General features: G+C 61.9%; 11 protein-coding genes. 7 read left to right on the forward strand and 4 right to left on the reverse strand.

Annotated features, from left to right (window positions below; genetic code table 11):
* Positions 1 to 42 precede the first annotated feature (42 nt).
* The gene (locus ACS8YF_RS02395) at positions 43 to 1,107 is read right to left on the reverse strand and encodes a succinylglutamate desuccinylase (RefSeq protein ID WP_440848618.1); all 1,065 of its coding nucleotides are present in this window, start codon (positions 1,105 to 1,107) and stop codon (positions 43 to 45) included.
* 50 nt (positions 1,108 to 1,157) lie between these two features.
* Positions 1,158 to 1,568, reverse strand: a complete 411-nt coding sequence (locus ACS8YF_RS02400) for a DUF4112 domain-containing protein (RefSeq protein ID WP_440848619.1) — start codon at positions 1,566 to 1,568, stop codon at positions 1,158 to 1,160.
* 501 nt (positions 1,569 to 2,069) lie between these two features.
* On the opposite strand from ACS8YF_RS02400, the gene ACS8YF_RS02405 reads away from it, so the two are divergent.
* Positions 2,070 to 2,759, forward strand: a complete 690-nt coding sequence (locus ACS8YF_RS02405; RefSeq protein ID WP_440848620.1) for an FFLEELY motif protein — start codon at positions 2,070 to 2,072, stop codon at positions 2,757 to 2,759.
* Between the two features lie 14 nt (positions 2,760 to 2,773).
* Here ACS8YF_RS02405 and ACS8YF_RS02410 read toward each other — a convergent pair whose 3' ends face one another.
* A complete protein-coding gene (locus tag ACS8YF_RS02410) occupies positions 2,774 to 3,883 on the reverse strand; it encodes an ABC transporter ATP-binding protein (RefSeq protein ID WP_440848621.1) in 1,110 nt (369 codons plus the stop codon).
* 16 nt (positions 3,884 to 3,899) lie between these two features.
* Positions 3,900 to 4,811 carry an IclR family transcriptional regulator gene (locus ACS8YF_RS02415; protein ID WP_440848622.1) on the reverse strand — a complete coding sequence of 304 codons (912 nt, stop codon included), beginning with the start codon at positions 4,809 to 4,811 and terminating at the stop codon, positions 3,900 to 3,902.
* On the opposite strand from ACS8YF_RS02415, the gene ACS8YF_RS02420 reads away from it, so the two are divergent.
* From ACS8YF_RS02420 to ACS8YF_RS02445, 6 genes are all read left to right on the forward strand, one after another.
* Entirely contained in the window at positions 4,795 to 5,694 is a 900-nt protein-coding gene (locus tag ACS8YF_RS02420) for a carbohydrate ABC transporter permease (RefSeq protein WP_440848623.1), read from the forward strand. The two genes, ACS8YF_RS02415 and ACS8YF_RS02420, sit on opposite strands and share 17 nt — an antisense overlap.
* On the forward strand, positions 5,694 to 6,545 hold the full coding sequence (locus ACS8YF_RS02425; protein ID WP_440848624.1) for a carbohydrate ABC transporter permease: 852 nt from the start codon (positions 5,694 to 5,696) through the stop codon (positions 6,543 to 6,545). Before ACS8YF_RS02420 ends, ACS8YF_RS02425 begins: the two co-directional genes overlap by 1 nt.
* 23 nt (positions 6,546 to 6,568) lie before the next feature.
* Entirely contained in the window at positions 6,569 to 8,689 is a 2,121-nt protein-coding gene (locus ACS8YF_RS02430; protein WP_440848625.1) for an alpha-galactosidase, read from the forward strand.
* Positions 8,690 to 8,732: 43 nt separating this feature from the next.
* The gene (locus tag ACS8YF_RS02435) at positions 8,733 to 10,688 is read left to right on the forward strand and encodes a beta-galactosidase (RefSeq protein ID WP_440848626.1); all 1,956 of its coding nucleotides are present in this window, start codon (positions 8,733 to 8,735) and stop codon (positions 10,686 to 10,688) included.
* A gap of 55 nt (positions 10,689 to 10,743) precedes the next feature.
* Positions 10,744 to 11,976, forward strand: coding sequence for an ABC transporter substrate-binding protein (locus tag ACS8YF_RS02440; RefSeq protein WP_440848627.1), 1,233 nt, complete (start codon positions 10,744 to 10,746; stop codon positions 11,974 to 11,976).
* Positions 11,977 to 12,144: 168 nt separating this feature from the next.
* Positions 12,145 to 12,291 carry a DUF3096 domain-containing protein gene (locus tag ACS8YF_RS02445; protein WP_440848628.1) on the forward strand — a complete coding sequence of 49 codons (147 nt, stop codon included), beginning with the start codon at positions 12,145 to 12,147 and terminating at the stop codon, positions 12,289 to 12,291.
* The last annotated feature ends 42 nt before the right edge of the window (positions 12,292 to 12,333 follow it).

The raw sequence follows: 12,333 nt of genomic DNA on the forward strand, positions 1-12,333 counted from the left end.
CGGCAAACGAAATAGCCTAGCAGGCACGTGATCACAACGACATCACGCATCCGTCGTAGCAGGGGCCGGCACCGGTCGGGCCAGCAACGCAGCGCGGGCACCGCGTTCCACATTCGCGTTGGGGAACACGATATACACCGGCGCATCGGCAACGATCGTCACGCCGGCCTCGCGGTCCCGGGCAATCACGGACCCGACGTCAAACGGCGTGAAATTGGCTATATCGTCGCCGAACCCCAGCGAAAAATCTTCGCTGACGCGACGCAGCTCGTCGATTACATGGAAGAACACCAGCCTCTGTGGCGACGCTTCCGCCGCGACCTCGCCCGCCACGCGCGCGCCCAGCCAATCGGCCATCGGCGTCAGTGCCGTGATGTCGTTGGCGCCAAAGGGGGCCACCCGGCCGAGTTCGAGCGTGAAGGCGACGACCCTGTGCCGGGCGCGGCTGTAATGCGAGAAGGTGGGGCTCGCCACATGCTGGGACAGCACCGCCTGCAGCCCGGCGGCGGCGAGCGCGCGCCAGACCGGCGCCGGGGTCTCGACGGCGGCGAACGGCTCGACCGCGAACCGCGGATAACGACTGGCCCGGATCGCGGTGTGCATATCCAGATGCAATGGCGTCCCGCGTTGGCCGCCGGCCGAGGCTCCGGTGGCGTGGGTGGTCCAGAACGCATCGAGCGCATCCATCAACTCGCGGGCGCGCCGATGTTCACGGCTCTCGCCCGCGGCGGCGGGGCGCTCGAACAGCCGATTGAGATTGGTATCGAGATAACGGGTACCGGCCGCGATCGCGGCCGGATGGCCGACCACGAGCAGTACCGGCGCGCCGACCGTTAGACAGCCATGATCCAGGTCACCGGCCAGATCCAGCAGCAACTCCAGCGGTGCGGTTTCGTTGCCGTGTATGCCGGCAGAGATGACCGTGGCCGCGGCATCGGCGACCGGCGTCATCGGCACCAGCTCGACGATCCCCGGGCCGCGATCGATGACGCGGTCGCCGCCGGGCAGCTCGATGGTATGGAACGGGACGGGCCGGTCGGCCATGGCGGCACAGAGCATATCGCGCAGACGTCGCGGCGAACCGTTTGTCGGGTGATCCGAAGTCATACCCCTCCCTTGAACATGGCACGGCAAAGCCGGGCCGGGCTCCTGATCCGTCAATGATCGGCGCTGACGCCCCGGGCGCCGTTCGATTCCGCGGTGACATGCACCAACCAGCGTTCGATAAGCGCCTGATTACGGCGATTCGCCTTGTATGTCATGTCGAACAGATCGCCGGCGACCGGAATCAGACCGACCGCGAAATCGACGCCCACGTGGCTACCCATGCGGATCAACAAACGCTTCGGCGCGCCCAGACGCACGGCCTCGCCGATGGTCAGGCTGGACAGGAGCAGCCCGGAAAAATCGCCGACGACCGGCAGGAGGCCGATGAGACCGTCGATACCGACGCGCTTGCCGATCATCGGCACACGCCAGGCGTCGTCGAGCCAGTACGCCAGCTTGCGGATACGCACCAGGCTGGCGCGACGCCTGGCCTGCAGATCGGCATTGGCGTGATCGGGCATGGGCCGGTATGAATAGACAGAAAATTCGCAAGTCATCCGCAGTATACGGGAACGATCGCCAGGGCCCCCGCGTCGCGCTCGTGCACCGTGCACAATCGTCAATGCCGGCCGCTGTGATAGCGGGGCCGAAACCCGGACAGTGCAAGCCGGCGTTGTCGCGCACTGGCGTAGACTCGATACCCGGCGCCCCGGCCAGGAGCCTGCCACCCCGCCCGGCGCGGCGCGGCGCGGGCCACATTCACAGCCCCTGGACCGGCTGCGGCAGCGCGGCTGTTCGGACAACGACAGATGAGAGATGAATGTATTCAGGCATGATTGGCCCGGCTTTTCCGAGCCCATCGAGACCGATCGCCAGGGCGTCCGGACCGCTCTGTATGTAGCGCGCGAGACGCCGCCCGAGGCCGCCGCGCCACCCTCGCTGGCATGCGTGACCGCCGGTGGCCACGGGCCGTCTCCGGCCGGTCTGGCGGGCCCGCTCATGCGGCGCGTGACGAGGCGACCATGAGCGCCGCCCCCCGTCCGCTCGGCGAAGCGCTGGCCGCCCTGCGCGACGCCCGCGGCGCGATCGCGAAACGGCGCGATCCATTGTTCCACCAGCGCCTGGCCGAATTGCGGCACTGGCAATCGGACCGGGTCGCGGCCTTTCATGCCGAGCGCGTCGCCGCCTATGACGGTGATGCCCTGCTCGAGTTTCTCACGCGTCGTTTTTATCGCGATGCCGATTGGTCGGAGCTGATCGGGCGGCCGGAAAAAGTCGCACGCGCGGTCGACCGGATCGTCGACCGCGACCGCCCGCTGGTGATCACCATCGAACTCCAGGCCGCGGCGGAAAGCCTCGACACCGCGATGACCGACGCGCTGCTGGCCGACAACGCCAGCCTCAACCCGCACAGCTATGTGCGCGCGCTGCGCCGGGTCGGCCGGCGCGACGACCGGCTGCAGCAGATTCTGTGGCTGGAGGAACTGGTGGATCTGGTTGCCGACTATGCCGACAACCGCGCCGCGTGGTGGGCCTTCAAACTGGCCCGCGCGCCGGCCCGCACCTTCGGTCTCGGCCGAACCTACGATCTGCTGGCCGAGGGTTACGCCGCCATGCGCGCCACCACCGATCTCAAGGCCGGCACGCGCGAAGTGATCGCCGCCCAGCGCGCGCGGCTCGAACGGCTCATGGGTTACGAGCTGGTCGATTGATATCCCTGCCAAACTCAGCCCGTAAGCGCCCTGCCCTGATCGTCGAACAGATGGCAATCGTCGGCTGAGAACGTTACCTGAACCGTGTCGCCGGGCTGAGCCTTCGTGTAGGCATCGGCCTGAACCACGAACCGCTCGGAGCCGCCATATTCGCAGTAGAGATAGGTCACGTTGCCCAAACGCTCGGTGACTTTGACCGGAATGTTCAGGATCGCATCTCCATGCGTACCTTCGTGCAGATGCTCGGGGCGGATGCCGAGCTTGATTCCTGTGTCTACGGCCAGTTTCTCGCTAGAGGGCAGCGGAATATTAAAGCTCGCTGGTGCAGCGGTATCGTGCTCTGCGTTCGCAAGGACAAGTTCTATGTTCCCTTCAACAGCTTTTTTGACGGTGGTGTCGATAAAATTCATGCGCGGCGAGCCGATGAAACCGGCAACAAACGCATTGCTCGGCCGCTCATAGATCTCGAGCGGGGAACCGACCTGCTGGACGTTGCCATCACGCAGCACCACGATCTTATCGGCCATCGTCATCGCCTCGACCTGATCGTGGGTGACGTAGATCATCGTGGTTTCAAGCTGGCGATGCAGTTCCTGCAACTGCACGCGCATCTCTACGCGCAGTTCGGCATCCAGGTTCGACAGCGGCTCGTCGAACAGAAAAACCTGCGGTTCCCGAACGATGGCCCGCCCGATAGCCACGCGCTGGCGCTGCCCACCCGACAACTGCTTCGGCTTGCGATCAAGCAGTTTCTCCAGCTGAAGGATGCCTGCGGCTTTTTCGACCTGCGCGCGAACCTCTTTCTTGTTCACCCGCGCCATGCGCAACCCGAAACCCATATTCTGTTCGACCGTCATATGCGGATAGAGCGCGTACGATTGGAATACCATGGCAATACTACGATCGGCCGAATCAACCGTATTGACGCGTTCGTTGCCGATATACAAATCGCCGTCGGTGATGTCTTCTAGCCCGGCGATGAGTCGCAGCAGCGTGGTCTTGCCGCAGCCCGACGGACCAACAAAGACCACGAACTCTCCGTGCCGAATGTCCATATCCACGCCGTGGATGGTTTCCACGTCGCCGAATCGCTTGACTATGCCGCGCATCGCTATATCGGCCATTTTTTAAGTCTCCCTGTTAATGCAAAAGGCTGTAGCGATTCGCGATGCGGCCAGCCGCCGCGATCACGAGCGGCGCGATGGATTCCATGAGCCTGGGGGCCATGCGCATCGAGGGCGCGGTGATACTCACCCCGCCCACAACATCGCCGCTTCGGTCGACGATTGCCGCCGCGACGCAGCGCACGCCCGGCTCGTGCTCTTCCATGTCGTACGCGCAACCTTGCTCGCGAATCGCGTCGAGTTCGGTCTGCAGCGCCTTGCGATCAGTGATCGTATGGGCCGTATGGCCAATCAGCTCCTGGGTGTCGAGCAGCTCGTCGAGCCGTTCCGGTTTGAGGCTCGCCAAAATCGCTTTGCCGATGCCGGTGCAATACAGCGGCCCGCGCTTGCCGACTGCGGAATACAAGCGCAGCGCGCTGGAGCTGTCCCGCTTGTCGATGTAAACCATGGTGTCGCCGTCGAAAGCTGCCAGATGAACTGTCTCGCCAGTCTGCTCGGCCAGCCAATCCACATCCGCGCTCGCGACCGAACGCAGATCCGATGAAAGCCAAGACTCATGCGCGAGTTCAAGCAGCCTCAGACCCGGGCGGTACGTCTGAGTAGACTTGTCGAATGTGATCAGTCTTTCGGCCGCCAGTGCGCGCAAAAGGCGATGCAGTGTCGCCCGAGGGTGCCCCGACCGATTCAGAAGATCGGTGAAACGCGGCGGCACCGCCGTACTCTCGGCAATGAGATCGAGCAGAGAAATCGCCTTATGAAATAAGGACATCGTGTTGGCATCCGGAGCATTCGAAAGGACCTTGACAGCTTCACGCTGTGCCGCTAGCTTAATTTGAAACAAAGTTTCGAATAATGGAACTATAGTCGTAGAGAGCCGGTCGGGTACAACGGCCGCTTCAGGAGGAGACAACGTGTCATCAAAGGCCACGGTGGCGCCCCGCCAACCGCTTGTCAGACGCGGCGCACTAGCACCGTATCTGTTCGTGGCGCCCGCTTTTGTGTTCTTCGCCATCTGGGTGATATACCCAATCATCCAGAGCTTCATCGTGAGCTTTTATCAGTGGAATGGCTTCGGGGCGGGTCATTTCATCGGTTTCGGCAACTATCGTGAGCTCTTTACCTCGGACCAATTCTGGACCTCGCTGGAAAACAACATCCTGTGGCTGGTGTTGTTCATGCTGGCGCCTCCGCTCGGCCTGCTGATCGCACTGTTTCTCAATCAGAATATCCTCGGAATCCGGCTCGCCAAATCGCTGTTCTTTTTCCCCTTTGTCTTATCCCAGGTCGTGATCGGCCTGGTTTTTTCATGGTTCTATCAACCTGACGGCGGCCTGATAAACGCTTTTCTTGGCCTATTCGGCGTGCCGCCGGTTGCGGTGTTGTCGAGTCCGACGCTGGTGAATTTCGGCATCATCGCGGCCGGGCTTTGGCCGCAGATTGCCTATTGCATGATCATCTATCTGACCGGTCTTAACAGCGTGAATCCGGAACAGATCGAGGCGGCCCGGCTGGAAGGCGCCAAAGGTCTGCGCCTGCTCTGGCACGTGATCCTTCCGCAGTTGCGCGCCGCGACCTTCATCGCGGTAGTCATCACGGTTATCGGCGCGCTGCGCAGCTTTGACCTGATCTCGATCATGACGCAGGGCGGGCCATTCAACAGTTCCAGCGTGCTGGCCTGGTTCATGTATCAGGAATCTATCACCAACTATCGCGAAGGCTACGGTGCCGCGATAGCCGTGATTCTGTTCCTGATCATGAGCGTGTTCATTGGCTTCTTCCTGTGGCGCATCTTAAAGGACCGGATTCGCTGATGTTCCCAAAACCGATACAAAAACAATCGCGTGCAGTCCAGATCGGCTATCGCATCGCGGTACCCGTGGTGCTGCTGCTCTGGCTACTGCCATTGATCGCGGTGTTTCTCACATCGATGCGTTCGCTGGCCGACATCAACGCCGGTAACTACTGGGGCGTACCCACCCAGATCACGCTGGTACACAACTTCGCCGAAGTCTTCCAGCAGACACCGATGCTGCGCTATCTGATCAACAGCCTGATCATCACCATCCCGTCGGTAATTGGCGCGATCGCACTGGCCACGGTGGCCGGCTTTGCGCTCGCCAAGTATCGTTTTCGCGGCAGCGTGTTCCTTTTCGCGCTGTTTGTTGGCGGCAACTTCGTGCCGTATCAGATTTTGATGGTGCCAGTACGTAACTTCTCGCTCGCGATCGGCCTTTACAACACCTACTGGGCGCTGATCCTTTTCTATATCGCGTTCCAGAGCGGGTTCTGCGTGTTCTTTATGCGCAATTTCATCGCCGAATTGCCGGACGATCTACTGGAGGTCGCGCGTACCGAGGGCGTCAGTGAATTCAAGATCTTCATCCATATCGTACTGCCGCTGGTGCGCCCTGCGCTCGCCGCACTCTCGGTACTGATCTTCACCTACGTATGGAACGACTATTTCTGGGCGCTGGTGCTGGTTCAGAGCGACAGCGTACGGCCCGTCACCACCGCTCTACAGTCATTGCAGGGCCATTTCACCGCGTCCTGGCAGTTGGTTTCGGCGGCCGCTCTGATCGCCGCAATGCCGCCGGCCGTGCTGTTCTTCGCCATGCAGCGTCATTTCGTGGCCGGGTTAACGCTCGGCGCGAGCAAGGGCTAGGCGCTCAAACAAAGCACGCCATCATGACTCGACTCGACTCGGCCACCACCACGCTGATCATCGACGACGGCATCGTCGGACTGCCGCGCGTTGCCTACTGGGGCAAACGACTGCAAAGCGACATCAGCCAAGCCATGCTGGCGGCCGATCGCTCACGGGCCCTGCCGCAAGGCGGACTAGACGACGACGTCGCTCTGTCGTTGTTACCGGAAGCCGGCGCCGGTTTCATGGGCCATCCTGGCATCGCCGGTTCACGCGGCGGATACGAGTGGCTGACCCGCTTCGAGACCGACGCGATCGAAAAACAGTGCAATACCCTGGTGATCATCGCCCGCGACGATGTTGCTGCGCTTGGGCTTACCATCGAACTGACGCTCGACGACGAGTGCGGTGTGCTCACCAGCGCCGTCGAGCTTGTCAATAACGGCGACGCGCCCTATACCGTCGACTGGCTCGCCGCTCTGGCCTGCCCGCTGCCGGCGCGCGTGGACGAACTGCTGACGTTCGAAGGGCGATGGAGCCGCGAATTCCAGACCCGTCGACAGTCCTGGCCAGACCAGGCATTGACTGGCGACAACCGTACTGGGCGCACGTCGCACCACAGTTTTCCGGGGCTGATTGCTGGCACAGCCCATTTCGGCGAACAGGCCGGCGAGGTGTTCGGCTTTCATCTCGGCTGGAGCGGCAATCACCGCTGGCTGGCAGAGCGCCTGCGCGACGGTCGACGTCAGGTTCAGTTGGGCGAGTTGCTGCTTCCCGGCGAAATTGTGCTCGAACCCGGCGCGCGCTATAAAACGCCGGTGGCGTACGCAGCGTGGTCCGGAACGGGACTCTCGGGCATGGCCAACGCCTGGCATCGGTTTGTGCGCAGGAGGATCCTGCCAAGCGCGACGCAAACGCCCCGTCCGGTGCACGCCAACACGTGGGAAGCCTTCTATTTCGATCATCAGCCGGCGCGCCTCATGGCGTTCGCGGATCGCGCCGCCGCGCTCGGCTGCGAGCGCTTCGTACTCGACGACGGCTGGTTCCGCGGCCGCGACGACGATCGCCGCGCGCTGGGCGACTGGACCGTTGACGCCGGCAAATACCCAGACGGCCTCGCGCCGCTGGCCCAGCACGTCAACGCACTGGGCATGCAGTTCGGATTATGGGTCGAACCGGAAATGGTCAATCCCAATTCAGATCTGTTCCGCGCCCATCCCGACTGGATCCTCGCTACGCCGGGTTACCGCCAGCCGATCGGCCGGCATCAGTACGTGCTCGATCTGGCGCGGCCCGAGGTTCGCGCGTATCTGTTCGAGCATCTCGACGCATTGCTTTCGAACCTGCCGATCGCGTATCTGAAATGGGATATGAACCGCGATCTGACTCAGCCGGGCCACGCGGGCCGGCCGGCAGTGCATGCCCAGACCCGCGCGGTCTATGAACTGATCGATCGAATTCGCACCGCGCATCCGACGCTCGAGATCGAATCCTGCGCCTCGGGTGGGGCCCGCGCCGATTTCGGCATCCTGCAGCGCACCGATCGTGTCTGGACATCCGACTGCAACGACGGCATCGAGCGTCAGAGCATTCACGACGGCTTTCGCCTGTTCTTTCCGCCCGAGATCATGGGCGCACACATCGGGCCCAACGCGTCGCACACCACGGGCCGCGTCATCGAATTCGATTTTCAGGGCGCGACCGCGCTATTCGGCCATTTCGGTCTGGAACTCGACGTCACCGCCCTGAACGAACAGGAGGCGGACGATATCGCGGCGTGGATCAGAGTCTATAAGGATTGGCGCGCTCATCTGCACGGCGGCCACCCGGTCCGGCTGGACGTCGACGAGTCCGGCGTGATCGCACACGGCATCATCACGCCGGACGGTAACCGCGCGCTTTATGCTTACGCCCGGCTCGCCTCGGCCCGTGATCCGGTACCGCCCCCGCTCCGCCTGACCGGCCTGGCGCCTGATCGACATTATCGCGTGCGCTTGCTCGACCACCCGAGGCGCAAGGATTTCGGCATGCGAACCATGCCCGACGCACTCAACGAGAACGGGCATACATTCACCGGCGAATGGCTGGAGCGCTGCGGAATCCAGATACCGATCGTAGCGCCGCAGCAGGCGCTGCTGATCGCCGCAGACGCCGTGCACTAACCCTATGAACCAGAAAACGACAACCGACGCCGCCGAACGCCGGATGACGCTAGGCGTTTGCTACTACCCGGAACACTGGCCGGAAACTCAGTGGGCAGTAGATGCCCGTGAGATGCGGGCCGTCGGCATAAGCCGCGTGCGCATCGCCGAATTCGCCTGGTCTCTAATCGAACCGGCACCCGGCCAATTTGACTGGGGCTGGCTGGATCGCGCGGTCGAGACTTTGGCCGACGCCGGCCTGGACCTCATCATGTGCACGCCGACCGCCACCCCACCGCGCTGGTTGATCCGCCGTCATCCAGACATCCTGGCGGTCGGCGCCGACGGGCATACCCGCGGATTTGGCTCGCGTCGACACTACTGCTTTTCCAGCCCGGCCTATCGCGCCGAGAGCCGGCGCATCAGCGCTGCCGTAGCCCAGCGCTACGGCGCGCATCCGGCGGTCATCGCCTGGCAGACGGATAACGAATATGGCTGCCACGATACCGTGGTTAGCTATTCGCAAGCTGCAGCCCAGGCGTTTCGCGAGTGGCTCGCCGACCGCTACGGCACGATCGATACGCTCAATGCGGCCTGGGGCACGATTTTCTGGAGCCAAGTCTACGACTCGTTTGACGATATCGATCCGCCGATTGCTGCCGTCACTGAGCCCAATCCCGCGCAGTGCGTAGATTTTCGGCGCTTCTCCTCCGACCAGGTCGTGGCTTTCAATCGGGAGCAGGTCGATATCCTGCGCGCTCATTCACCGGGGCGCACCGTGCTGCACAACGGCATGGGCTTCTATACCGGCTACGATCATCATGCCCTCGGCCGCGACCTGGACGCCTTTTCCTGGGATAGCTATCCGCTCGGCTTTCTCGACGTCGGACCCTGGGACGAGGCCACGAAACGCCGCTACATGCGGACCGGCCACCCGGATATGGCCGCGTTTCATCACGACCTCTATCGCAGCGTCGGCCACGGCCGGTTCTGGGTCATGGAACAGCAGCCGGGGCCGGTGAACTGGGCCACCCACAATCCCGCGCCATTAGCCGGCATGGTGCGACTGTGGAGCTGGGAGGCTTTTGCCCACGGCGCCGAAACAGTCTCTTATTTCCGCTGGCGCCAAGCCCCCTTCGCACAGGAGCAATGGCATACCGGCCTCTATCGGCCCGACGGCACGGCCGATGTGGCGCGTGACGAAGCCGCACGTGTAGCAGCCGAAATCGGGACAATCGGCGAGCTGACTCATGATCGGGCGCCAGTCGCGCTGATCTTCGATTACCAAGCCTGCTGGATGCTCGACACGCAGCCACAGGGCGCCAACTTCGATTACTGGCAACTCGCCTTCACCTTCTACTCCGGCCTGCGCCGGCTTGGGCTCGACGTGGATATCGTCGCCACCGATACCGATCTGTCGAACTACGCGCTCGTGGTAATTCCCAGCCTGCCCTTCGTCAGCGAGACCGCGCGCAAGGCCATCGAAAGCTATGCCGGGCCGACGCTGATCGGCCCACGCAGCGGCTCGCGAACCGGGACTTTTCACACACCGGACACACTCGCCCCGGGGGTGCTTCAGGACATACTGCCGCTACGCGTCGTGCGCGCCGAATCGTTTCGGCCCGGTTGGTCGGAAGCCGTTTCCGGATCGGATTATCACGGGAATATCGAACGCTGGCTCGAGCAGGTCGAAAGCAATCTTGCGCCCGAGGCACACTTGGCCGACGGGCGTGGCGTGGTCTACGCGTATGGTCAACGGCGTTATCTCGCGGGCTGGCCGGATCAAACACTCTGCGAGCTATTGTTAGCGCATATGGCGCGCGAGGCCGGGCTGGCCCCGCAGCATCTGCCCGATGGCCTTCGTATCCGTCGTCGGGCCAATCATGTTTTCGCCTTCAATTTCGGGCCACGGACCCTGACAGCACCCGCACCGCCCGACGCGGAATTCGTTGTCGGTCAGCGCCAGATCGCGCCGGCTGATCTCGCCATCTGGCGGGCCCCCGATACTACCGGTTTTTAGCGCTCAACCATTTTCAGCTCCAAACCAATAGAAACAGAATACTAGGAGGAGACTCATGAAAAAACTACGTCAATGTATTGCGGTGCTCGGCCTGTGCGCTGCAGCCCTGCCGGCCGCCCAGGCCGCCACGCCGCTCGTCATCAATTCGGGGCTAAGCAATCCGGCCTCACAAAAGGCCTTTGCCGAGATCGTGGCGGATTTCAACAAGAGCCATCCGAATATCCAGGCCAAGGTCAATGTGTACGATCACGAGGCCGAGAAAACAGCGATCCGCAACTGGCTGGTGGCGAATCCGCCGGATCTCGTTTACTGGTATCCAGGCACGCGCATGCAGCTGTTCGTCAAGAACCACTTGTTTGCGGACATGTCCGATCTTTGGAACCAGATCGATTTCAAGAACAAGGTTTCGCCGGCGGTCACCGAACAGCTGACGTATAACGGCAAGCAGTGGGGCATGCCGTACACCTATTACATGTGGGGCATCTACTACCGCAAGGATATTTTCCAGAAATACGGCATTCAACCGCCCAAGACCTGGGACGAACTGCTAAAGGCCTCCGCAACGCTTAAAAAGAATGGCGTCAAGCCCTTCGCGCTAGGTGACAAGGAACTCTGGCCGGCCGCCGCCTGGTTCGATTATCTGGATATGCGGATCAACGGCTACGCTTTCCACGAGAGACTCTGTCACGGCGAAATTCCCTATACGGATCCGCGCGTGAAGAATGTCTTCGAACACTGGGCTACGCTGATCAAGAAGGGCTACTATACCGACGATCCGACGTCGTATCGCTGGCAGGGCGCCATGCGTTTTCTGTTGAACGGCAAAGCCGGCATGTTCCTGATCGGTTCATTCTTCCAGCAGAACATTCCGCAGAATCAGCGCTCCGAGATTGGCTTCGTACGGTTCCCGGAAATAAATCCGAAGGTCGCGATGGGTGAGGACGCGCCGATCGACATGCTGGCGATTCCGGAGCGCGCCGAGCACAAGAAGGCTGCTAAGACGTTCCTCGCCTTCCTAGTCAAACCAGACAACCAGACCCGGCTCAATGAAGCCCTGGGACAGCTACCGGTGGTGAAGGCCGCGAAGCCGCCAGAGAATGCGATTTTGAAGCAGCAGTTCAATATCATGAAGACGGTTCAACACACGGCCCAGTTCTACGACCGGGACAACAAGCCCGAAATGGCCAAGTTCGGCATGAGCCAGTTCCAGCGCTTCCTGGCCTATCCGGATCAGCTGGACTCGATCCTCAAAAAGCTTGAGCAGGAGCGTAAGCGCGTCTATCAGTAAGGCGTCGATCGCCAATTTATGGGCGCCGATCATCGGGATCGGCGCCGTCTTCCTGGAGCATGCCCACCTTTAGCCTGGCGGCATCGCTCATCAGTTCCATGTTCCACACGGCGGGTCGAACACGAGTCCAACGTCGACCTTCGCCACGATTAGCAACATCCAAATCTTATGACGATAACCATCAGCAGTGGCCATCTCGCGCCCATCATTTCCCTGGTCGCCGGCGTGGGGATCCTGCTCGCACCGCGCCTGCTCAGCTACATTGTGGCTGCGTATCTGATCGTGATCGGCGTGCTAGGGATCGTCCACTTCTAGACCGCGGACAGAACATTCGCCCCAGCCCCGTTTGGATGCAGC

It is taken from the genome of Salinisphaera sp. SWV1 (assembly GCF_052044155.1).
Classification (GTDB): domain Bacteria; phylum Pseudomonadota; class Gammaproteobacteria; order Nevskiales; family Salinisphaeraceae; genus Salinisphaera.